The following is a 21,461-nucleotide window of genomic DNA, read 5'->3' as shown; positions in this document are numbered from 1 at the left end:
AATCTGATGCTGCGGTTCGTGGCTGGCCCCTGTCGGGATGAAGCGTCGCGGGCAGGGCCGGAAAAATGCGTTCAAGCATGGCCGCGTAACATGGGAGGAAATCAGGGATGGCATTTCGTTTTGGCCGCCTCATGGGCGGTGCTTTGCTTGCGTCGGCCATGTTGGGCGGAACGGCCTTGGGCTGTGAGCTCAAGATCGGCGCTCCCGGGGTCCTGTCGGGGCCTGCGGCGCAATGGGGCCTCGCGCTGCGCGGGGCGCTCGAGTTCGTCGCCAAGGAAACCACGGAGGAGAAGCGGCTGGTCATCGACGGCACGCCCTGTTCCGTCTCGGTCGTGGTGATCGATTCCAAATATACGGCGGAAGGTGCGGCGTCGGCGATGAATGCGCTGGCGGCGGAAGGCATCAAGGTCATTGTCGGCGGGGTTGGCTCGCCGGAAGTGACGGGGATGAAGCCTGTCGCCACCCGCAACCGCATGGTGGCGATGGTCAACAGCTTCGCGAAGGATTCGATCGGCCCGCAATGGCCGAACGTGTTTCATATCGGCCCCGGTCCGTCGGGCTGGGCGGGCCCTATCATCGATGAGGGCCTAAAACGTTTCAAATTTTCCAAGGTGGCCATCGTCGCGCCGAACGATCAGGGCGGTACCGATGTCGCCGGTGTGAATGCGCAGATCTTCGACGAGAAGGGCATCACCGTCTCCGAGGAATATTACCAGCGCGGCACGACCAATTTCGCGCCCATCGTCACCCGCGTCCTCAATGCGAATCCCGAGGCGGTGGACCTCGCTTCCTCGCCCGCGGGCGACGCGGGCATCATCGTCAAGCAGCTGCGTCAGGCCGGTTTCGAGGGGCCGATCTTCCGGCTCGGCGGTCCCGGTTTCAGCGAGATCGCGCGCGTTGCGGGCGGTGTCGAGGTGCTGAAGGATTTTCTCTGGTACGAGCCGGTCTACATGGACGACAACCTGCGCGCGCTCGAGGCGAAGCATCTTGAGCTGATGGGCAGCGCGCGTCCCGAGAACGCCGACTACTTCCGCTGGGTCTTCGCCGCCCGGATGATGGTGAAGGCGGTCCAGGCCGCGGGCAGCCTCACGGACGCCCAGAAGATCGCCGACGCGATGCGCGCCCTGCCGGTCGAGGACGAGAACCTCGGCAATGGGCACTGGATCGGGCAGAAGTTCTTCGAGATCAACCAGGAGATGTCCTATCCCTTCGCCATCGGTGTGGTCGAAGGCGGAGAGGTCCAGCCGTTGATCCACGCGGATGCCGTTAGCGAAGGCTGAGGCCGTGGAGGGAAGATGGAAGGTTTCATTGCAACGGGGCTGATCGGCATCAGCCTCGGCTCCCAGTACACCCTTCTCGCGCTCGGATTCACGCTGATCTTCGGTATTCTCGGCGTGGTGAACTTCGCGCACGGCGGGTTCTACGTGATGGGCGGCTACGTCGCCTACTACTGTTCGGGCATTCTGGGCCTGCCCTATGCGGTCGCGCTGCTGATCGCGCTGATCAGCACGGCCGCGCTGGGCTGGCTTCTCGAGCGGCTCATCCTCGAACGCGTGATCGAGGATCACCAGGCCACGCTCATGGTCACCATGGGGTTCTATCTCGTGATGGCCACGGCGGTCCTTGTGATCTTCGGGGCCGAATCGCCCGAGTTCGCCTTCCCCATCTCCGGGGTGTGGCGCTCGGGAGGGGTCTACTTCCCCTATGCGAACATGGTTGTGCTGGGGGTCTGCCTCGTTGCGATCGCCTTCGTCTACCTCCTGGTCTACCGCACCAATATCGGGCGCGCCATGCGCGCCATGGCCGAGGATCGCGCGGTGGCCAGCGCGCTGGGCATGCGCACCAAGGCGTTGTTTCCCTTCGCTTTCGCGCTTGCTACCGGGCTTGCGGGGATGACGGGCGCGCTCGTCACCCCCATCCTGGCGCTCGCGCCGCATGTCGGCGATCCGGTTCTCGCCTTCTCGTTCCTGACCGTGATCCTCGGCGGCCTCGGCAGCGTCGCCGGCGCGACGGTCGCCGCTTTCATCGTCGGTCTGGTCGAGGCCTATTCCGCCGTCTATTTCGGCGGGTCCAAAGGTGCGCTGATGCTCTTCGTCCTCGTCCTGATCATTCTCGTGGTCCGGCCCCAGGGCCTGTTCGGCAAGGAGGTGCGCCGGTCATGAGTTCTGCCACCGCCACGCTTCTTCCGCCCGAGCGGCGCCCGTCGTTACTGGGGGCGCACGACTGGATCACCCTTGCCGTCGTGCTCGCGCTCTTTGCGGTGCCGTTCCTGTCGACCAATCCGCAGATCCTGTCGCAGACCAATCTGATCCTCATCGCCGGCACCGCCGCGCTCGGGGTCTACATCATGCTGCGCATGGACCTGATGAGCTTCGCCGTGCCCGCCTTCATGGCGATCGGCGGCTATACTGTCGCGCTCCTCAGCCTCAGGCTCGGCGTCACCGACGTGATCGTGCTCGGGCTGATGGCCTTCGTGATGCCGGCGCTCTTCGCCATTCCGCTGGGGGCGCTGATCCTGCGGCTCAAGGGTGTCTACTTCGTTCTCGTCACCTTCGTGCTGACCGAGATCGTCCAGCTCGTCCTGTTCGAGGCGGCGCCGCTGACCGGCGGCTCGAACGGCCTCGTGGGCATGCCGGCGGTCACCTTCTTCGGCGTCGAGCTGTGGGACAACTCCCACGTGCTGCTGATCACCTGCGGCCTGGCCTTCTCGGGTTTCCTCGTGACCGCGGTCTTCACGCGCCATTTCCGCTATGCGTTCGCGGCGATCGAGAAGAACGACGTCCTGGCCGAAAGCCTCGGGCTCGCCTGCTGGAAATACAAGGCCATGGCCTTCTCGGTGGCGGCCGGTGTCTCGGGGCTTGCGGGCTTCGCGCTCGTCAACATGCTGATGACCGCGCACCCGACCTCCTTCGCACCGATGTCGTCGGTCCAGTACATCACCTACACGATCGTCGGCGGCAAGGCGTCCATCCTCGGCACCCTGGTCGGAGCGGGGCTCCTCGTCTCCGCGACGGATTACTTCGCCCTGCGCGGCGAGCTCTCACCGGGCCTCTTCGGCCTGCTGATCATCGTCGTGACCCTGGTGGCGCGCGGCGGCGTGGTCGGGCTCGCGATCGGCGGTCTGCGGCGGCTGCGCGGCGGCCGGGAGAAGGTCTCGCGGCCCGCCCGGGCCGTCGCTCCGGGGGAGGCCGTATCATGAGCGGACATGCCGTCACAGCCGGCGAGGCGCTTCATGTCGAGAGCATTTCCAAGTCGTTCGGCGGGTTGAAGGTTTTTCACGATGTGAGCTTCGTCCTGCCGCCCGCCGGGCTTCTGGGGGTGATCGGGCCGAACGGCGCCGGCAAGACCACGATGATCAACATCATCTCCGGCCGACTGCCGCTGAGTTCGGGTCGCGTCATGCTGGGCGACACCCGCGTCGACGGGCGCCCGGTCTACACCAACGCCGGCGGCGGGCTGGTGCGCAGCTTCCAGCAGACCGCAACCTTCAGCGGCTACAGCGTCGAGGACAACCTGATCTCGGCCCTGCGCTTCTCCGGCGGGGATCGGTCGGTGCTGGAGCGGCTCGCGCCGCTTCTCGACCAGTTCGGCCTGATCAAGAACTGGGACCGCGCCGCCGAGGTCCTGCCCTATGGCCTGCAGAAGATGCTCGGCCTGACCATGGCGCTCGCCACCCAGCCGAGGATGCTTCTCCTCGACGAGCCGGCGGCGGGGCTGGAGAAATCCGAGCGCATCAACATCGACCGCTACGTGCAGTTCGCGCAGCAGGAATTCAAGTGCGGCGTGCTGCTCGTCGAGCACGACATGGATCTCATCAAGCGGCTGTGTCCGGAGGTGATCGTGCTCGACGGCGGGCGGCTCATCGCCGCCGGAGAGCCGGCCGAGGTGCTGAGCCGCAAGGACGTGATCGACGCCTATCTCGGCGGCAGCGACGACGACGAGGAAGACGATGCTCAAAATTCGTGATCTGCATGTGGCCTACGGCGGCACGCGCGCGGTGGACGGGATCGACCTCGAGATCGCCGGCGGCCGGACCGTTCTTCTCATCGGCGCCAACGGCGCCGGAAAGTCTAGCCTGATCAACGCCGTGATCGGGCTGGTGCGCGCGGCGCGCGGCAAGATCACGTTCGAGGGCCGCGATATCGGCGCCCTCGCGAGTGATGCGCGCGCCCGGCTCGGGATCGGCTATTCGCCCGAGGGGCGGCGGGTGTTTCCCACCATGTCGGTGAAGGACAACGTTCTCGCCGGCGCGGTGCGGCTGTCGCCGCGCCGGCAGTCGCAGCGCTGGGACAGGATGGTGGAGAACTTCCCCTTTCTCGCCGAACGCCAGTCGCAGCGCGCGGGCGAGCTTTCGGGCGGGCAGCAGCAGCTCGTGGCCATCGCGCGGGCGATGAGCGGCGAGCCCAAGCTGCTGTTGCTCGACGAGCCCTTCCTCGGCCTCGCCCCGGTGTGGATCCAGCAGATCTCGGCGGCCGTGCGGCGGATGCAGGACGAAGGCATCGCCGTCCTCATGACGGAGCAGATGGCGCGTCCGGCGCTGAAGATCGCCCACTACGGCCATGTCATGCGCTCCGGCCAGATCCGCCGCTCAGGCTCCACCGACGAAATAAGGGGGGCGGCCCTTGCCGAGGAATACCTCTGAGCCGGGCAGGCACGGCATCGAGCCGAACAGGAGAAATGTCTTGACGAATTCCGCACCGCTTCGCGGTCTCACCATTCTGGAACTCGGCCACAGCGTGGCCGCTCCTTATGCGGGGCTGATCCTCGCCGAGCTCGGCGCGCGGGTGATCAAGATCGAGAACCCGCACACGGGTGACTATGCACGGGGCTGGGGGCCGCCCTTCTACAAGGAGAACGCCACCGCCTTCCATGCGCTCAACCGCGGCAAGGAGAGCCTGACGCTGGATTTTTCGAACCCGGACGACATCGCGCTGCTGAAACGTCTGGTCGCGCAGGCCGACGCCGTCATCCAGAACCTGCGGCCCGGCCTCATGGCGAAGTTCGGCCTCGATGTCGAGGAGATGCGCCGGGCCAATCCCGCGCTGATCTGGTGTGACATCGGCGCCTTCGGCAAGACCGGCCCGCTGTCGCGCAAGCCCGGCTACGATCCGCTCGCCCAGGCGACCTCCGGCATCATGTCGATCACCGGCGAGATCGACCGGCCGCCGGTCCGGGTCGGGGTGTCGCTGGTGGACATGGGGTCCGGCATGTGGACGGTGATCGGCCTTCTCGCCGCGCTGTCCGAGCGCCACCGGACGGGGCAGGGCGCACGTGTGCAGACATCGCTCTTCGAAACCGGGCTCGCCTGGATGACGATCCCGCTCGCCGCCCACGCGGTCGCGGGGGAGGTGCGCAAGCCGCACGGCTCGGGACTGGCCGAGATCGTGCCCTATCAGGCCTTCCAGGCCAGCGACGGCTGGGTGATGATCGCCGCCGGCAACGACAAGCTCTTCGGCAAGCTCTGTCAGGCGCTGCCGGGGCTGGAGAGCGTGGGCAAGGACCCGCGCTTCGCCCTCAACCGCGACCGGGTGCTGCTGCGCGACGAACTCCTGCCGCAGATCGAGGCTGCCGTCCGGCGCCTGACCATGGCCGAGGTCGGTGCGGCGCTCGACGCCGTGCAGGTGCCGAATTGCCCGCTGCTGCGCATCGATCAGGTCTGGGCCCATCCGCAGACCGAGGCCGTCGGCATCCTGACCGAGGGCGACGGGCTGAAATGGGTCGGGCTGCCCTTCACCCTCGACGATACCCGCCCGACCTCGGGCGGCGTCGCGCCGCCCCTCGGGGCGCATAACGACGCGTTCAAGCAGGAGCACCAATGACCTCCACCTATGAAACGCTCGCGCTCGAGCGGGTCGACGACCATGTGCTGCTGATCCGGCTGAACCGGCCGCAGGCGGCCAATGCGATGAACACCCGCATGGGTGAGGAGCTGATGGACCTCTTCGAAGGCTTCCAGCTCGACACCGGGAACCTGCGCGCCCTCGTGGTCACCGGCGCCGGCGAGAAGGCCTTCTGCGCCGGCGGCGACCTCAAGGAACGCAACGGGATGACCGACGAACAATGGCTGCGCCAGCATGCCATGTTCGAGCGGATGCTGCGGGCGATCATCGCCTGCCCGCTGCCGGTGATCGGCGCGATCAACGGCGCGGCCTACGGCGGCGGCTGCGAGCTCGCGGCGGCGACGGACTTCGCCTATGCGGCGGAGAACGCGCGCTTCGCCCTGACCGAGGTGACGCTCGGCATCATGCCGGGTGCGGGCGGCACCCAGAACCTGCCGCGCGCGGTGGGTGAGCGGCGCGCCAAGGAGATCATCCTCACCGGTCTTCCCTTCACCGCGCATGAGGCCGAGGCGTGGGGGCTGGTCAACCGCGTGCTGCCTCAGGGCGAGCTGCTGGATGCGACGCTCGCCACCGCGCGCCGGATCGCGGGCAACGCGCCGATCTCGGTGCGCCAGGCCAAGCAGTCGATCCACCGGGGCCTGCAGATGTCGCTCGCGGACGGTCTCGCCTTCGAGATCGAATGCTACAACCGCATGGTCTCGACCGAGGATCGCCATGAAGGCGTGCGCGCCTTCAACGAGAAGCGCAAGCCGGATTTTCGGGGGGTCTGAGATGGCGGAACAAGCGATCCTGCGCGAGGTCGGCCTGCGTGACGGCATCCAGATGGCCGCGCGCTTTCTCGAAACCGAACGCAAGCTGGAATGGGCGTTGCGGCTGAAGGCCGCCGGAATCCGCGAGATCGAGCTCACCTCGTTCGTGCCGCCGAAGGTGGTGCCGCAATTCGCCGATGCCGACGAGCTGGCCAAAAGCCTGCCGCAGCTCGGCGGCGTGGTCGCCTCGGCGCTGGTGCCCAACCTGAAGGGCGCCGAGCGGGCGCTGGCGGCAGGCTTCACCCACATCAACTACGTGCTGTCGATCTCCGAGGCGCACAGCCAGTCCAACGTGCGCCGCTCCACGGACGAGGCCATCGCCGAGTTCGAGCGCATCGTCGCGCTGAAGGAAGCGGGAGCGCACGAGGGCATGGTGCTGGGCGTGGGGCTTGCCACCAGCTTCGGCTGCACGTTGCAGGGCCACGTCGCGCCCGAACGGGTCTGGGAAGTGGCGCGCCACGTCGTGGACGGCGGCGCGGACGAGCTGATCGTCGCGGACACCGTGGGCTACGGCAATCCCGCCCAGGTGAAGACGCTCCTGCCGCCGATCATCGAGATCGCCAATGGGCGCCGGGTGGTCTGCCATTTCCACGACACGCGCGGCCTCGGGCTCGCCAATGTCGCGGCGGCGCTGGAAACCGGGGTGCGGGTCTTCGACAGTTCGCTCGCCGGCCTCGGGGGCTGCCCCTTCGCGCCGGGCGCCACCGGCAACATCAATACGGAAGACACCGCCTACATGCTGGAAAGCATGGGCTTTTCCACCGGGGTGGACATTCCGGCGCTGCTTGAATTGCGCCGCGACGTCGAGAGCTGGCTCGGGGACGAGCGCTACAGCGGCGCCATCGCGCGGGCCGGACTGCCCAGGACCTTCACAGCTGCACAGTGAGAAATCAGGACATGAGTCAGGATCACGTCACCCTCGAACTCGGTGAAGACTATCCCGAACTGCGCGAGTCGATCCGCCGGACCTGCGCCAAATATCCGCTGGAATACTGGGCGAAGCTCGACGAGGATGCCGGCTATCCGTCGGAATTCGTGGCCGAGCTGACCGAAGGCGGCTTCCTCGCGGCGCTGGTGCCGGAGGAATACGGCGGCGCCGGCCTGCCGCTGCGCGCGGCCGCGGTCATCCTCGAGGAGATCAACGCCTGCGGCTGCCAGGCGAGCCCGGCCCACGCGCAGATGTACATCATGGGCACGCTGCTGCGCCACGGCAGCGAGGACCAGAAGCGGACCTATCTGCCCCAGATCGCCGACGGCTCGCTGCGCCTGCAGGCGTTCGGCGTCACCGAGCCCACCACCGGCTCGGACACCACCCAGCTCAAGACCCGCGCGGCGCGCGACGGCAACCACTATGTCATCAACGGCCAGAAGGTCTTCACCTCGCGCGCGCTCTATTCCGACCTGATGCTGCTGCTGGCACGCACGACGCCGCTCGACCAGGTGGCGAAGAAGACCGAGGGCATCTCGGTCTTTCTCGTCGACCTGCGCGAGGCGCGCGGCAATGGCGTCGACATCCGGCCGATCCGAGCGCTGATGAACCACAACACGACCGAGGTCTTCATCGAGAACCTGCGCGTTCCGGCTTCCGCAATGGTCGGGGAGGAGGGCAAGGGCTTCCGCTACATCCTCGACGGGATGAACGCCGAGCGCATCCTCGTGGCGTCGGAATGCATCGGCGACGGGCGCTACATGATCCGCCGCGCGGTCGAGTACGCCAACGAGCGCGTCGTCTTCAACCGGCCGATCGGCGCCAACCAGGGCGTGCAGTTCCCGATCGCCCGCGCACATGCCGAGCTCGAGGCGGCGGATCTGATGGCGCGCAAGGCGGCGGCGCTCTTCGACGCGCAGAAGCCGTGCGGCGGCGAGGCGAACATCGCCAAGCTGCTCGCTTCGGAGGCGACATGGAAGGCCGCCGATACCGCCCTCCAGACCTTCGGCGGCTTCGGCTACGCCACCGAATACGGCATCGAGCGCAAATGGCGCGAGGCCCGCATCTACCAGACCGCGCCGATCTCGACCAACCTGATCCTTGCCTACGTGGCCCAGCACATGCTCGGGCTGCCGCGTTCCTATTGAGGTTGCGATGGACAGCATCACCAGAAAGGCAGCGGAATTCGTCGTGGGCTTCGACGGGGCCGCGGTCCCGGCCGAGGCGCTGCATGCGGCGCGGATCGGCTTCGTCGATTGCGTCGGCGTCATGCTGGCGGGCGCGCGCGAGCCCGCCGTCGGGCTGGTGGCGGGCATCGCCACCCCGGCACCGGGCAGCAACGAGGCGCCGATGGCGGTCAACGGCGTCCGCTACGGCGCGCCGGACGCGGCGCTGGTCAACGGCGTCGCCGCCCATGTCCTCGACTTCGACGACGTGGCGCTCGCCGGCCATCCGAGCACGGTCCTCGTGCCCGCGATCCTTGCCGGGGGGCATGCGGTGCAAGCCTCGGGCCGGGATGCGATCGAGGCCTATCTGGTGGGCTACGAGCTCTGGGCGCATCTTGCCGAGCTCGAATCCGGGCATCTGCACGACCGCGGCTTCCATCCCACGGCGGTGATGGGCACGCTCGCGACCGCCGCGGCGGCGGCGCGGCTGCATCGGCTCTCGCCGGAGCAGACCGCCCATGCGCTCGCCATCGCGGCCTCGCTCGCGGCCGGGCTCGTGGCCAATTTCGGCTCGATGACGAAATCGCTCCACGCCGGGCGCACGGCCCAGTCGGGCATCCTGGCGGCCCGCCTCGCCCGCAGCGGCTACACGGGGAGCCCCGACGCGCTTGAGCACCGCACCGGCTTCCTCAAGGCGTTCTCGCCCTCGGGCGCGCCGGAGCTCGACCCGCGGGCGTTCCGCATCGGCGAGGAATGGATGGCGAGCCGCTTCGGCGTCAACATCAAGCGCTACCCCACCTGCTACGCCACCCACCGCGCCATCGACGCCATGCTGGATCTCGTGGAGGAGCACGACCTCGCGCCGGAGGACATCGCGACGATCCACGTCCATACCGGCGTCACCCAGCGGCTGATGCTGCGCAGCACCCGCCCGCAGACCGGCCTTGCGGCGAAGTTCTCGATGGAGTTCGCCATGGCGAGCGCCGCCGTCGCCCGCAGGGTGGGGCTGCGCGAACTCACCGACGATTTCGTCTCGCGCGCCGACATCCAGGCGATGCTCGGCCGCGTGGAAGTGACCGTCAACGAGGAGAAGGCGGGGTCCGACCTGCCGGTGGCGCCGTACGATCTCGTCTGGGTGACACGCACGGACGGCACCGTGCATCGGCATGCGCCGGTGGAACACGCGCGCGGTAGCTGGCAGCTCCAGCTCGGCCGCGAGGAGCTCGCAGCGAAGTTCCTCGACTGCGCCTCCCTCCTGCTGCCGGAGGAAGGGGCGAAGCGGCTGTTCGACAAGCTTTACCGGATCGAGGAAATCGGCAATCTGCGCGAACTCGATCTGGCGTGACCGCCGCAAAAGGACAGAAGACCGGACCCGCACACCATGACCAGCCTGCCGCAGCAACAGATCCCCGGCGTCTATCACCGCCGTTTCGGCGACTTCCTCGTGACCGCGCTCTCGGACGGTTATGTCGAGATGGGCTATCACATCTTCCACGAATTCTCGCCCGAGGACGTGGACCTGATGATGGCGCGCGATCACCGGATCTCGCCACCCCGGATCTCGATCAACTGCTTTCTGCTGCGCGGGCCTTGCGGCACGGCGCTGGTCGATTGCGGCTCGCAGGACAAGTTCGGCCCCACGGCGGGCAAGCTGTTCGCGAATCTGGCCGCTGCCGGCGTCGATCCGGCCGAGGTCGAGCACGTGCTGCTGACCCATGCCCACCCAGACCATTCCTGCGGATTGACCCGTGCGGCGACGGGCGAGCGGCTCTTCCCGAACGCCACCGTGATCATCAACCACAAGGAAATCGCGCACTGGTTCTCGGATGCCGAGATGGCGGCGGCGGACGAGCGCAAGCGCGAGCGCTATTTCGGCTGGGCGCGCGAGCAGATCGGCCCCTACCGGGACGGGCGGCTGCGTCTCGCGCACGACGGCGAGGAGGTGCTGCCCGGCGTCACCCTGGTGGAATGCGCGGGCCACACGCCGGGGCACAGCACCTGGCTCATCCGCTCCGGCGGCGAGCAGCTGATCATCTGGGGCGATCTCGCCCACGTGCCCGAGATCCAGGTGGCGCGCCCCGAGGTCTCGATGAACTTCGACCACGACCCCGACCTCGCGGCGCGAAACCGCACGGCGCTACTGGCGCGCATCCACGCTGAGGACATGCTGGTGGCGGGAATGCACATCCATTTCCCGGGCTTCGGCTGGCTGGTGCGCGAAGGATCAGGCTATCGTGTTGCCAGCGAACAATGGAGTTTCGAGATCTGATGCCCCCCCACCGGCGGACAGGACAGGCCAAGACGCCGACGATACGCGACGTTGCCCGATTGGCCAAGGTCTCGATCGGTTCGGTCTCGCGCGTGGTCAACGACGCCGCGGACGTGAAGCCGCATATCCGCAAGGCGGTGGAAAACGCCATCGAGGAATTGGGCTACGTGCCCAACGCCGCCGCCAAGTCGATGCGCATGGGCCGCACGCGCACCGTGGGCTGCATCCTGCGCGAGATCAATATCGCCCAGCTCGGCGGCTTCGTCAGCACGGCGCAGAACGTGCTCAACGAATCCGGCTATGCCCTGCTGATCTCGAACTCGGAGGGGCGGCGCCAGCGGGAGATCGAACTCCTGCGCAGCTTCGCCAGCGGCCAGGTCGACGGCGTCATGATGGGACCCTACACGCCCATCGAGGGCGAGTTCGAGGAAATCCTGCGCGGCCTTTCGGTGCCGCTCGTGATGATCGACCGCGATCAGCCGGAGTGGTGCGACGCGGTCTATGTCGATCACGAGAACGGCGCCAGGAGCGCGGCGGGGCATCTGCTCGACCTCGGGCATCGGCGGATCGCGCTCTTGACCGGCCCCACGCGGCTCCACCCCGGCGCCGCGCGCGTGCGGGGCTTCGAGCGCGCCCATGCCGAGCGCGGGCTGAGGCCGGTGCCGGAACTTGTCGTGGCCGAAAGCTTCCTGCGCGACCACGCCTACCGGGCCACGTCCTCGCTGCTGGGGTTGTCGCAGCCACCGACGGCGATCATCGCCGGCGGCATCGACATGCTCTCGGGCGTGCTGCGCGCCATCCGCACGCGGGGCCTGTCGATCCCGCAGGACATTTCCGTGGTCGCCTCGGGGCAGAACGACCTGTGCGACCTGCACCAGCCCCCGATCGGCGTCGTGGGCTGGGACCAGAACGAGGTCGGCGCGACGGCGGCCACGCTGCTGCTCGACCACATCATGAACGGCAAGAGGGAGGAGCCGCGCCGCGTCATCATCCCGACGACCTTCAACCCACAGGCCTCGTGCATGCCCCCGAAGGGCATGACGATCGCCCCTCCGGCCGACTGACGGCCGACACTATCGCATCCGACCGTCACCGCCCCGTTCGGGACGGGCGGAGAAGTCTTGCCCGGGCGCTGGCCAGAGCCGCCAAGCAGCGCGGTGAAGCAGCGCCGCCAGGAAAAGCCGTCTGGCACCGCCCGGGCCGCATCAGATCAATGGAGGAACCGAATGTCACGTGACGTGAAACTGTTTTCGGAGCTCAGTCTGCGCGGCGTGACGCTGAAGAATCGGATCGTCATCTCGCCGATGGGCACCTATTCGGCCGAGAACGGCCATCTCCAGCCTTTCCATCACACGCATTACGCCAGCTTCGCCATGGGCGGCGCCGGGCTGGTGATGATCGAGCAGACGTCTATTACCCGCCGCGGCCGCGTGACCAACGGCGACCCCGGCCTGTGGGAAGACGGCCACATCGCCGGGATGCGCGCGCTGGTGACCCATATGAAGGGCTACGGGGCCAAGGCCGGCATCCAGCTCAACCACGGGGGGCGCAAGTCGAGCATGCAGCGCGCCTTCCGCGGCAACGGACCGCTGACCGAACGCGACATCGCCATGGGGGAGGAGTGCTGGACGCCGCTGGCGCCTTCCGCCCTGGCGCTCGGCGAGGGGTGGCAGACGCCGGAAGCCATCAGCCTCGACCAGCTCGACGGGCTGCGCCAGGCCTGGGTGGCGGCTGCGCGCCGCGCGGTGCTGGCGGGGTTCGATCTGATCGAGATCCACATGGCACACGGCTACCTGCTGCAGAACTTCCTCTCGCCGCTCGCCAACCAGCGCGACGACGATTACGGCGGCAGCCTCGAGAACCGCATGCGCTTCCCGCTCGAGGTGGTGCGCGCGGTGCGCGCCGTCGTGCCGCCCGCCATGCCGCTTCTGGCGCGCATCTCGGCCACCGACTGGATCGAGGGCGGCTGGACCATCGAGGACAGCCTGGTGCTCGCGCGGGCGCTGTCCGAGGCCGGGGTCGATCTCGTCGACTGTTCCTCGGGGGGCAACCTGCGCATCGGCGCCACCAATGCGAGCCTTGGCCGCGGCCCGGGCTATCAGGTGCCCTTCGCCGAGCGCATCCGCGCCGAGACCGGCATTCCGACTGCCGCGGTGGGCATGATCCGCACCCCGGAATTCGCCGAGCGCATTCTTCAGGCGGGCCGGGCGGACCTGATCTGTCTCGGCCGTCAGGCGCTGTTCGACCCGTTCTGGGCGCACCATGCCGCCGAGGTGCTCGGCGTCAACCATGGCTTCGCCGGCTGGACGCCGCAATACGGCTGGTGGCTGGAGAAATGGGCGAGGGCGCTGAAGGCGAACGGCGAGACGCCGATGGGGCCCGAGGTCTTCCCCGGGCAGGCCTCGCCCAGGCGATCGGCGCAGGCCTGAACGATCCGCCAGACATAAGACACAAAGGAAACGCCCATGCCCGTCAGGATTTGGCACCAGTCAGTCAACGAACTCAGCCGCATCGCCGCCTACAAGAACGGCATCGAGGCCCACGCGCGCGCCTTTCTCGGCGACGAGGCCGAGGTGCACGTGCATGGCATGGCCGAAGGCACCTACGGCCATCTGAGCCCGAGCGACGCACTGGGCAACGCCTATACGTATCACCGCGTGCTCTCGCCGCTCGTCGAACTGGCGGTAGAGGCCGAGCGCCAGGGCTATGACGCCTTCGTCATGGGCTCCTTCAGCGAGCCTTTCCTGCGCGAGATGCGCACGGCGGTGGACATTCCCGTCGTCTCGCTGACCGAGGCGGCGCTGCTGACCGGCTGCTCGCTCGGCGCGCAGATCGGCCTGATCTCGAACGCGCCGAACGTGGCCTACATGACCCGGCTCTCGGTCGCGAAGCACCACCTGGAGGCGCGGGTGCTCGACGCGACCTCGCTCTCGCCGGGCATGGACGAATACGCGCTGATCGCGGCGCGCGACGAGCCCTCGGCACTCATCGCGGCCTTTACCGAGACGGCGCGGGGCCTCATCGACCGGGGCGCGGACGTAATCGTGCCCGCCGAGGGCGTGATGGCCGAGATCCTCGCCCGCCAGGGGCTGAAGCGGATCGACAAGGCGGTCGTGGTCGACATCTTCGCCGCCGCCTGGAGCCACGCGCTGAGCCTGGTGCGGCTCAACCGGGCCGGCATCGGCACCAGCCGGGCCTGGGCTTACAGCCGGGGCTGAGCGCTCCGAAAACGACAATGGCTATGGGAAAGGGAAACGGACCGATGAGTACTGCGAGCCAAATCCTTGGCGACTATCTTGCCGGCTTCGCGACGACCCGGCTGGAGCGCGACATCCGTGAGAAGGCATTGATCTGCCTCGTCGACACGCTCGGGCTCTCGCTGTCGGCGCGGACGGAGCCGACGGCCCGCGCGGCGCTTGCGCTGTCGACCCCTCTGGGTGACGGCGCCGCTGGCGGCGCCACAGCCTGGATATCCGGCGCGCGGTTGCCGGCAAGCGAGGCGGCCTTCGCCAACGGCGTCGCCGCCCACGCGCATTTTCAGGACGATACGGACCACGATTCCTGGACCCATCCCGGATCGCTGGTGCCGCCGGCCATCGTCGCGCTCGGCGAGCGGCGCGGCGCCACGCTCGACGCGGTGCTCGATGCGCTCGTCGCCGGTTACAGCACGATCAACTGGCTCGGCCGCGAGGAAGTGGTCGCCCGCAAGCTGATCGCGCGCGGCTTCCGCACCAGCCCGACCTTCGGCACGATCGCTGCGGCGGCGGGCAGCGCGGTCATCCTCGGCCTCGATGCCGGGCGCGTGGCCTCGGCGGTCTCCATCGCCGCGAGCACCACCGGCGGCACACTGGAGCCGGTGCGCGCCGGCGCCGACGAATGGCGGGTGCAGAACGGCCGCGCCGCCCAGGGCGGCCTGATCGCGGCGAGCCTCGCGGAGGCGGGCGTGAACGGCGCGCCGCAGGCGCTCGACGGGCCGAAGGGCTTTCTCGCGACGCTCGCCGGGCTCGACGCCACGCCCGAGGTCTGGGCGACGCCACCCGATCCGGCGATCATGCGCACCATCATGGCCAAGCCCTTCGCCACGCTCGGCGACAACATGCCCGCGGCCACGGCGGCCTGGAAGCTGCATGGCGAAGGCATCGACCCTGCCGCCATCGCGGCCATCGAGGTGACGCTCTGGGAGCCCTACACCGTCTATCCGGGCACCAACTACAAGGGGCCCTACGAGCGGCTGGTGCAGACCCAGGCCAGCACCGCCTTCGCGGTGGCGGCGATGCTCTCGCGCGGCGACATCACCTACGACATGGGCAACACCCTGCGCGAGGACCCGGTGATCCTCGACCTCGTGGCGAAGACCACCGTGCTGCCCGACGCCGTGGGCGGCGCGCTCGACTCGCGCGTGACCGTCGTCGGAAAGGACGGCAGCCGGCGTGAGGCGCACTCCTCCGAGGCGCCGCGCGAGCTGATCTTCCAGACCCCGGCCCGCGCGCTCGATGTCTTCGAGGCGCGCCTGTCGCGGCTTGGCGCCGCGCCCGGTGCGGCGCGCGCGTTCGGCGAGGGCCTCTTCGCCGCGCTCGACGACGCCGCGAGCCCGGCCATCGGCGACGTGCTGCGCGCCACCCTCGCGCTGGCGCCATGAGGGGCGAGCCGATGCCGCAACCGGAGGCCGACATGTCGAACGACCCGCTTCTCTTCCAGCCCTATACGCTGAGGGGTGTCACGTTCAGGAACCGCATCGTCGTTTCGCCCATGGGCACCTATGCGGCGGAGGACGGCCGTCTCACGCCCTTCCAGTTCGCGCATTACGAGCGGATGGCGATGGGCGGGGCCGGGCTCGTGATCATGGAGCAGACCTTCGTCACCCGCGCCGGGCGCGTCAGCAACGGCGATCCCGGCCTGTGGGCGGACAGCCACATCGAGCCCATGGCGCGGCTGGTGAGCGAGATGAAGCGCTATGGCGCCAGGACCGCGATCCAGATCAGCCACGGCGGGCGCAAGGGCGGCCAGCAGCGCGCCCATGAGGGCAACGGACCCATCACCGCCCGCGATCTCGCGGCCGGTAGCGAACAGCTCTATCCGATGGGGGCCTCCGCCCTGCCGTTGTCGGAGGGATGGCTGACCCCCGTGGAGATGAGCGAGGAGCAGATCGAGGGTGTGGTGGACGCCTTCGTCGCCGGGGCGCGGCGCGCGCTTCTGGCGGGCTTCGATCTCCTCGAACTGCATCTCGCCCACGGCTATCTGCTGCAGAGCTTCCTCTCGCCGCTCGCCAACCGGCGCGGCGACCGCTGGGGCGGCTCGCTCGAGAACCGCATGCGCCTGCCGCTCATCGTGGTCGGCCGGCTGCGCGAGATCATGCCCGCCTCCATGCCGCTGCTGGCGCGGCTGTCCGTGACCGACTGGATCGACGGCGGCTGGACCGAGGACGACAGCGTCTTCCTCGCCAGGCGGCTGAAAGAGGCGGGGGTCGACCTGATCGACTGTTCCTCGGGCGGCAACATGCGCACCGGCGCGACCAATTCCAACCTGGCGCGCGGGCCGGGCTATCAGGTCGCGCTCTCGGACCGGCTGCGGCACGAGGCGGACATGCCGACCGCCGCCGTCGGCATGATCCGCACCGCCGAGCACGCCGAGGCCATCCTGCAGGCGGGCAGGGCGGACCTGATCTGCATCGGCCGGCAGATGCTCTTCAACCCGTTCTGGGCCCGTCACGCAGCATGGCGGCTGGGGGTGGAGCGCGATTTCTCCTCCTGGCCGGAGCCCTATGGCTGGTGGCTGGAGAAATGGTCGCGGGCGCTCGCGGCCAACGGCGAGGACCCGCTCGGCCCCGAGAAATTTCCCGAACCCGATTTCCCTGAACCCGCATGAGGCTGACTGGAGGCTCACGATGCACTGGGGCGCCGAGCTCGCCGCGATCCGCAACCGCTACGGCCATCGCATTGGCATCGTCGATGCCGAGGGGAGCCACACCATCGCCGGGGTGCTCGACCGCGCGGCGGGCATCGCCGGTCATCTGCGCGGCCTCGGGCTCGGGCCGGGCGACTTCGTGGCGACGGTGTTTCACAATTCGGCGCTCGCCACCGCCGCGAGCTATGCAGTCGCGCTCGCGGGGGTGACGGAAGTGCCGGTCAACCCGCTGCTGAGCCGGGCTGAGCTCGCGCATGCCCTGGACTGCACCGGCGCACGGCTCGTTCTCGTCGACGGCGCGGCGGAACCGCTGCCGGCGCTGTCCGTGCCGCTTCTCGATGCGCGGGGGATCGCGCCCCGGCCCCTGACCGGCGCGGACTGGCCGGACGTCGCCCCCGAGGCGCCGAGCCGCATCGTCTTCACCAGCGGTACAACCGGTTTCGCCAAGGGCGCGATCCACAGCCATCACGGGCGCTGGACCGGCGCGCTGCTGCTGCGCGCGTCGCTGCCGCTGCTGCCCGACCGCAGCAACCGCATTCTGCTGATGACGCCGTTCTCGCACGGCAGCTCGCTCCTGACCTTCGCCTATCTGGCGCATGGGGCGAGCGTGCATCTGATGCAGGGCGTGGACCCGGCGGTGGTGCTGCCGCTCCTCGCCTCGGGCGAGGTGACGGAGATGTTCGCGCCGCCGACCGTGCTCGCGAAGCTGACGGAGGCGGCCGCCGATAAGCGGTTCGCGGATCTGGAACCAAAGCTCGGCATGATCCTGACCGGAACCGCGCCGCTCACCCCGACGATCTACCGCAACGCGGTCGCGCGCTTCGGCGAGATCATCCGCGTCACCTACGGCAAGAGCGAGATCTTCAACCCGATCACCGCGCTCGAACCCGCCGAGACCGCCGCCGCCTATGCCGAGCCGCCGGGCGAGGGGCTCTGCGTCGGCTGGCCCGCAACCGGCGTGCGCATCGAGATCCGGGACGAGGCGGGCACGGTGCTGCCAGCGGGCGAAATCGGCCAGATCCACCTGCACAGCCCGCATATGTTCACCGGCTACATGACGCGCGATGGGCTCAGGATGCTCGCACCGGGCGAGTTCCACGATACCGGGGACCTCGGGCTGGTCGATACCTCGGGGCGGCTTCATCTCGTGTCGCGCCAGTCCGACATGATGAAGAGCGGCGGCTACAAGATCTCGCCCGATGAGGTCGAGCGCGCGCTCGCCCCGGCGCTGCCGGGCACGGAGCTGGTGGTGCTCGGCTATCCGTCCGACTACTGGGGCGAGATCGTCACCGTCGTTGCCGAGAACCCGCCCGCAGACTGGCGTGAGCGGCTTGCTCCGGCGCTCGAGGAGATGACATCCTACAAGCGCCCGAGGCTGTTCGCCGCCATCGACCGGCTGCCGCGCAACACCATCGGCAAGATCGCCCGCGTCCACCTGCGCCGGTGGCTGGCGGAGAACCACGATCTTGTCGAGAAGCCGCGCCCGGCCTTCGTGCCGAAATCCGGGCGGCAGGAGAATGAGCCATGACCGAATTCCGACAGGTCCCCTTTCATCAGGTCCCCGGCATTTATCACCGCATGGTGGGCGACGTGCTCGTGACCACGCTCTGCGACGGCTACATGGCCTATGACACCCTCGACATCATGAAGGATCCCGACCATGGGAAGCTCGCCGGCCTTCTTGCCGAGGAAACGCGGGTCTGCCCGCCCGTCGTGTCCATCAACGCTTTCCTGATCCGCGAGGGCGGGCGCAACATCCTCGTCGATTGCGGCTCCGGCGACATCATGGGGCCGACGTGCGGGCGCCTGCCCGGGCTTCTCGACCTTCTCGGCCTGCCCGCCGAGGCGATCACGGATGTGCTGCTGACCCATGTCCATCCGGACCACTCGAACGGGCTGACCGATCCCGCAAGCGGCCGCAAGCTTTTTCCCCGCGCGACGGTTCATGTGCACCGGGCCGAGATCGACCACTGGTTCGACGACGAGCAGAAGGCGAAGGCCACCGAGCGGCAGAAACGGGTCTATTTCGACGCAGGGCGGATCCAGCTCACGCCCTACCTGGGGGACGCGGTCCGGACCTTCGACAGCGAAGGCGAGGTGCTGCCGGGGATCACGGCCGTGCCCTCGCCGGGCCATACGCCGGGCCATAGCTGCTACATCCTGCGCTCGCGCGGCGAGGCGATGATCGTCTGGGGCGATACCGTCCATGTCCCGGAAGTGCAGCTCGCGGACCCCGATGTCGGCATGATATTCGACACCGACAGCCCGGCCGGGGCAGTTGCGCGCCGCCGGATCCTGCAGCGCTGCGTCGACGAGGATCTGCTGGTCGCTGGCATGCATATCCACTTCCCCGGTTTTGCCCGCATCCGCCCCGGCTATCGGGGCGCCTTCCGCTTCATCCAGGAACAGTGGTTCCACGCCGTCAATCACGGGCGCCGGCCGGATATCCGGTCGCCATCCTGCTAGTTTCCTGATTTAATGCGTTTTCTTAACATAATCCGATATCCCATTCGTTTGAAAACGCTTTGGCCATGAGGAGGCCCGCCATGCCGACGATGACAATCTGCCACGCTCCCGACCCCGGAGGGCCGGAGGCGTTGCGTTTCGAGACCGCGGAGCGGCCCAGTCCCGGACCGGACGAGGTCCTGATCCGGGTCGGCGCCATCGGGGTGAACCGCCTCGACGCGATGCAGCGCGCCGGCGCATACCCCGTGCCCGCGGGCGCCAATCCCGTGCTCGGCGTCGAGTGCGGCGGCGAGGTGGTCGCGGTGGGGGACGAGGTGCGCGGCATCGTCCCCGGCGTGCGGGTCGCGGCGCTGCTCTCCGGCGGCGGATATGCCGAATATGCCGTCGCCCACTGGCGCCACGTCGTCGTCGTGCCGGCGCACTGGGACGATACGCGCGCGGCCAGCGTGATCGAGACCTTCTGCACCGCGCATGAGACGCTGTTCGAGCTTTCGCGCCTCGCGCCGGGCGAGCGGGTGCTGATCCATGCCGGCGGAAGCGCCGTGGGCAGCACGGCGATCCGCATGGCGCAGCGCGTCGGGGCCGAGATCGTCACCACCACCGGCCGCGAGGACAAGGCGCGGCGCCTGCGCGAATGGGGCGTGACGCACGTGGTGAACTACCGCGAGGTCGATTTCGCCGATGCCATCCGCGAGATCTACCCGGACGGCATCGACGTGGTCGAGGACTTCGTCGGCCCGGCCTATCTCGCGCGCCACATCGCGCTTCTGCGCTGGCGGGGGCGGCTCGCGTTCGTCGGCCTGCTGAGCGCGGGCCTGGCCGAAATCGACGTCTCCGCGGTGCTGACGAAGATGCTGCAACTGCGCGGCTTCACGCTTCGTCCCCATTCGAACGACGAGAAGGCCGCGGTCGTGGAGCGCTTCCGCCTCCGCTGGCTGCCGCTCCTCGCCAGCGGTGAGATCGAACCCGCCATCCATGCGGTGCTGCCCTTCGCCGAGGCCGTCGAGGCGCACCGCATGCTGGAGGAGGCCGACAATTTCGGCAAGATCGTCCTGCGGCTCTGACAGTACAGCCGCCCGCGGCGGGGCGCGATCCGGCGGTCAGGAGGGCAGCGGTTCTCTCTCGACGCTTTCGAAGGCAAAATTGCTGGCAAGGCGTGAAACGGACCGCTCTATGGTCGCCTGGACTTCCTGCATGGCCTCGGTCTGTACGCGAGCCGACGAGTGCACGAGGAAAAGCGTTCGCGTCAGCGGCGGGTTCGTGATCCGCCGGGCGATCAGCGTGCCGGCGTTGACCTCCCGGGTCACGGCGCCGAACGGCAGCACCGCGCAGGCCGCCCCCTCGTTGATGAGGCCCTTGATGGCGTCCATCGATTCGATCTGGTAGGCGACGTTCAGCGGCAGGTCGAACTGACCCATCGCCTCGTTGAGGAGCTGGATGATCTGGCCCTTGTCCGTCGGGATGACGAAGGTGACCTTGGCGAGCTCGGCCATGTCGATCGGCCGGTCCTGCCCGAGGGGCGAGTTGGGGCTGGTGATGAAGAAAATGCTCTCCCGCAGCATCGGCTGCTTCCGGATGGCCTTGTGGTCCTCCACGTTGAAGGCGAGCGCGAAATCCAGCTCGCCGCGCGCCACTCTGTCCGCCAGCAGATGGCTCATGGTCTCGACGAACTGAACCGAGACCGGATGCGACAGTTCGCTGAGCTCACGGGCCAGCGAACCCGCGAGCATCGCCGAGAGGCTCGCCGTGAGCCCGATCGTCAGCTGTTCCTTTTCATTTTGCGCCAGGGTGCGGACCGTGTTCTTGACCGTCGCGATATGGTCGAGGATCTGCTTCGCCTCGGTCAGGAAATAGGCGCCGGCCGGCGTGACGGTCGTACCCCGCCGGCCGCGATGCAGCAGGCGCACGCCGAGTTCGTCCTCGAGCGCGCTGATCTGGGCGCCAAGCGCGGGCTGCACGATGTTGAGCGCCGCGGCCGCCTGCGTGATGCTGCCGAGCTCGCAGACGCAAATGAACGATTCAAGCTGGCGAATGCGCACGGAAACTTAGCCTCCCATTCCGAACGACGATCGCTCAGAA

At 68.4% G+C, this 21,461-nt stretch carries 20 protein-coding genes; 19 read left to right on the top strand and 1 reads right to left on the bottom strand.

The window, feature by feature from the left end; translation table 11 throughout:
* Nucleotides 1-107: 107 nt before the first annotated feature.
* The 19 genes from ACUSIJ_RS18955 (at nt 108) to ACUSIJ_RS18865 (ending at nt 20,446) form a co-directional block, all read left to right on the top strand.
* The gene (locus tag ACUSIJ_RS18955) at nt 108-1,280 is read left to right on the top strand and encodes an ABC transporter substrate-binding protein (RefSeq protein WP_449309971.1); all 1,173 of its coding nucleotides are present in this window, start codon (nt 108-110) and stop codon (nt 1,278-1,280) included.
* A gap of 15 nt (nt 1,281-1,295) precedes the next feature.
* Nucleotides 1,296-2,162, top strand: a complete 867-nt coding sequence (locus tag ACUSIJ_RS18950; RefSeq protein WP_449309970.1) for a branched-chain amino acid ABC transporter permease — start codon at nt 1,296-1,298, stop codon at nt 2,160-2,162.
* Nucleotides 2,159-3,199, top strand: a complete 1,041-nt coding sequence (locus ACUSIJ_RS18945) for a branched-chain amino acid ABC transporter permease (protein ID WP_449309969.1) — start codon at nt 2,159-2,161, stop codon at nt 3,197-3,199. The genes ACUSIJ_RS18950 and ACUSIJ_RS18945 overlap by 4 nt, the downstream gene beginning before the upstream one ends.
* Nucleotides 3,196-3,966 (top strand): ABC transporter ATP-binding protein, encoded by a 771-nt coding sequence (locus ACUSIJ_RS18940; protein ID WP_449309968.1) that lies wholly within the window; start codon nt 3,196-3,198, stop codon nt 3,964-3,966. Before ACUSIJ_RS18945 ends, ACUSIJ_RS18940 begins: the two co-directional genes overlap by 4 nt.
* Nucleotides 3,950-4,642, top strand: coding sequence for an ABC transporter ATP-binding protein (locus ACUSIJ_RS18935; protein ID WP_449309967.1), 693 nt, complete (start codon nt 3,950-3,952; stop codon nt 4,640-4,642). The genes ACUSIJ_RS18940 and ACUSIJ_RS18935 overlap by 17 nt, the downstream gene beginning before the upstream one ends.
* A 40-nt stretch (nt 4,643-4,682) precedes the next feature.
* Nucleotides 4,683-5,819 carry a CaiB/BaiF CoA transferase family protein gene (locus ACUSIJ_RS18930; RefSeq protein WP_449309966.1) on the top strand — a complete coding sequence of 379 codons (1,137 nt, stop codon included), beginning with the start codon at nt 4,683-4,685 and terminating at the stop codon, nt 5,817-5,819.
* The gene (locus tag ACUSIJ_RS18925; protein ID WP_449309965.1) at nt 5,816-6,610 is read left to right on the top strand and encodes an enoyl-CoA hydratase/isomerase family protein; all 795 of its coding nucleotides are present in this window, start codon (nt 5,816-5,818) and stop codon (nt 6,608-6,610) included. The genes ACUSIJ_RS18930 and ACUSIJ_RS18925 overlap by 4 nt, the downstream gene beginning before the upstream one ends.
* 1 nt (nt 6,611) lies before the next feature.
* Entirely contained in the window at nt 6,612-7,535 is a 924-nt protein-coding gene (locus ACUSIJ_RS18920) for a hydroxymethylglutaryl-CoA lyase (RefSeq protein WP_449309964.1), read from the top strand.
* Nucleotides 7,536-7,546: 11 nt separating this feature from the next.
* Nucleotides 7,547-8,725 (top strand): acyl-CoA dehydrogenase family protein, encoded by a 1,179-nt coding sequence (locus tag ACUSIJ_RS18915; protein WP_449309963.1) that lies wholly within the window; start codon nt 7,547-7,549, stop codon nt 8,723-8,725.
* A 7-nt stretch (nt 8,726-8,732) separates the two neighbouring features.
* On the top strand, nt 8,733-10,088 hold the full coding sequence (locus ACUSIJ_RS18910; protein WP_449309962.1) for an MmgE/PrpD family protein: 1,356 nt from the start codon (nt 8,733-8,735) through the stop codon (nt 10,086-10,088).
* 36 nt (nt 10,089-10,124) lie between these two features.
* On the top strand, nt 10,125-11,012 hold the full coding sequence (locus ACUSIJ_RS18905; protein ID WP_449309961.1) for an MBL fold metallo-hydrolase: 888 nt from the start codon (nt 10,125-10,127) through the stop codon (nt 11,010-11,012).
* Nucleotides 11,012-12,076 (top strand): LacI family DNA-binding transcriptional regulator, encoded by a 1,065-nt coding sequence (locus ACUSIJ_RS18900; protein WP_449309960.1) that lies wholly within the window; start codon nt 11,012-11,014, stop codon nt 12,074-12,076. Before ACUSIJ_RS18905 ends, ACUSIJ_RS18900 begins: the two co-directional genes overlap by 1 nt.
* A gap of 162 nt (nt 12,077-12,238) precedes the next feature.
* Entirely contained in the window at nt 12,239-13,441 is a 1,203-nt protein-coding gene (locus tag ACUSIJ_RS18895; protein WP_449309959.1) for an NADH:flavin oxidoreductase/NADH oxidase, read from the top strand.
* A gap of 36 nt (nt 13,442-13,477) precedes the next feature.
* A complete protein-coding gene (locus ACUSIJ_RS18890) occupies nt 13,478-14,230 on the top strand; it encodes an aspartate/glutamate racemase family protein (RefSeq protein ID WP_449309958.1) in 753 nt (250 codons plus the stop codon).
* A gap of 44 nt (nt 14,231-14,274) precedes the next feature.
* Nucleotides 14,275-15,651, top strand: a complete 1,377-nt coding sequence (locus tag ACUSIJ_RS18885; RefSeq protein WP_449309957.1) for an MmgE/PrpD family protein — start codon at nt 14,275-14,277, stop codon at nt 15,649-15,651.
* A gap of 32 nt (nt 15,652-15,683) precedes the next feature.
* The gene (locus ACUSIJ_RS18880; protein ID WP_449309956.1) at nt 15,684-16,877 is read left to right on the top strand and encodes an NADH:flavin oxidoreductase/NADH oxidase; all 1,194 of its coding nucleotides are present in this window, start codon (nt 15,684-15,686) and stop codon (nt 16,875-16,877) included.
* Between the two features lie 19 nt (nt 16,878-16,896).
* Nucleotides 16,897-18,444: a class I adenylate-forming enzyme family protein gene (locus tag ACUSIJ_RS18875; RefSeq protein ID WP_449309955.1), complete on the top strand. Its 1,548-nt coding sequence runs from the start codon at nt 16,897-16,899 to the stop codon at nt 18,442-18,444.
* The gene (locus ACUSIJ_RS18870) at nt 18,441-19,382 is read left to right on the top strand and encodes an MBL fold metallo-hydrolase (RefSeq protein ID WP_449309954.1); all 942 of its coding nucleotides are present in this window, start codon (nt 18,441-18,443) and stop codon (nt 19,380-19,382) included. Before ACUSIJ_RS18875 ends, ACUSIJ_RS18870 begins: the two co-directional genes overlap by 4 nt.
* 80 nt (nt 19,383-19,462) lie before the next feature.
* Nucleotides 19,463-20,446 carry an NAD(P)H-quinone oxidoreductase gene (locus tag ACUSIJ_RS18865; RefSeq protein ID WP_449309953.1) on the top strand — a complete coding sequence of 328 codons (984 nt, stop codon included), beginning with the start codon at nt 19,463-19,465 and terminating at the stop codon, nt 20,444-20,446.
* A gap of 36 nt (nt 20,447-20,482) precedes the next feature.
* On the opposite strand, the gene ACUSIJ_RS18860 is transcribed toward ACUSIJ_RS18865, so the two are convergent.
* On the bottom strand, nt 20,483-21,421 hold the full coding sequence (locus ACUSIJ_RS18860; protein ID WP_449309952.1) for a LysR family transcriptional regulator: 939 nt from the start codon (nt 21,419-21,421) through the stop codon (nt 20,483-20,485).
* Nucleotides 21,422-21,461: the final 40 nt, after the last annotated feature.

This window comes from Pseudochelatococcus sp. B33 (genome assembly GCF_053570585.1).
This window is presented reverse-complemented; position numbering and strand designations above follow the sequence as displayed.

What these genes read in the sequence shown, in the direction of transcription:
- ACUSIJ_RS18885 (WP_449309957.1), top strand. Translation starts at nt 14,275, where the DNA reads ATGAGTACTGCGAGCCAAATCCTTGGCGACTATCTTGCCGGCTTCGCG.
- ACUSIJ_RS18920 (WP_449309964.1), top strand. Translation starts at nt 6,612, where the DNA reads ATGGCGGAACAAGCGATCCTGCGCGAGGTCGGCCTGCGTGACGGCATC.
- ACUSIJ_RS18925 (WP_449309965.1), top strand. Translation starts at nt 5,816, where the DNA reads ATGACCTCCACCTATGAAACGCTCGCGCTCGAGCGGGTCGACGACCAT.
- ACUSIJ_RS18875 (WP_449309955.1), top strand. Translation starts at nt 16,897, where the DNA reads ATGCACTGGGGCGCCGAGCTCGCCGCGATCCGCAACCGCTACGGCCAT.
- ACUSIJ_RS18890 (WP_449309958.1), top strand. Translation starts at nt 13,478, where the DNA reads ATGCCCGTCAGGATTTGGCACCAGTCAGTCAACGAACTCAGCCGCATC.
- ACUSIJ_RS18955 (WP_449309971.1), top strand. Translation starts at nt 108, where the DNA reads ATGGCATTTCGTTTTGGCCGCCTCATGGGCGGTGCTTTGCTTGCGTCG.
- ACUSIJ_RS18935 (WP_449309967.1), top strand. Translation starts at nt 3,950, where the DNA reads ATGCTCAAAATTCGTGATCTGCATGTGGCCTACGGCGGCACGCGCGCG.
- ACUSIJ_RS18900 (WP_449309960.1), top strand. Translation starts at nt 11,012, where the DNA reads ATGCCCCCCCACCGGCGGACAGGACAGGCCAAGACGCCGACGATACGC.
- ACUSIJ_RS18865 (WP_449309953.1), top strand. Translation starts at nt 19,463, where the DNA reads ATGCCGACGATGACAATCTGCCACGCTCCCGACCCCGGAGGGCCGGAG.
- ACUSIJ_RS18950 (WP_449309970.1), top strand. Translation starts at nt 1,296, where the DNA reads ATGGAAGGTTTCATTGCAACGGGGCTGATCGGCATCAGCCTCGGCTCC.
- ACUSIJ_RS18910 (WP_449309962.1), top strand. Translation starts at nt 8,733, where the DNA reads ATGGACAGCATCACCAGAAAGGCAGCGGAATTCGTCGTGGGCTTCGAC.
- ACUSIJ_RS18940 (WP_449309968.1), top strand. Translation starts at nt 3,196, where the DNA reads ATGAGCGGACATGCCGTCACAGCCGGCGAGGCGCTTCATGTCGAGAGC.
- ACUSIJ_RS18895 (WP_449309959.1), top strand. Translation starts at nt 12,239, where the DNA reads ATGTCACGTGACGTGAAACTGTTTTCGGAGCTCAGTCTGCGCGGCGTG.
- ACUSIJ_RS18870 (WP_449309954.1), top strand. Translation starts at nt 18,441, where the DNA reads ATGACCGAATTCCGACAGGTCCCCTTTCATCAGGTCCCCGGCATTTAT.
- ACUSIJ_RS18945 (WP_449309969.1), top strand. Translation starts at nt 2,159, where the DNA reads ATGAGTTCTGCCACCGCCACGCTTCTTCCGCCCGAGCGGCGCCCGTCG.
- ACUSIJ_RS18915 (WP_449309963.1), top strand. Translation starts at nt 7,547, where the DNA reads ATGAGTCAGGATCACGTCACCCTCGAACTCGGTGAAGACTATCCCGAA.
- ACUSIJ_RS18905 (WP_449309961.1), top strand. Translation starts at nt 10,125, where the DNA reads ATGACCAGCCTGCCGCAGCAACAGATCCCCGGCGTCTATCACCGCCGT.
- ACUSIJ_RS18880 (WP_449309956.1), top strand. Translation starts at nt 15,684, where the DNA reads ATGTCGAACGACCCGCTTCTCTTCCAGCCCTATACGCTGAGGGGTGTC.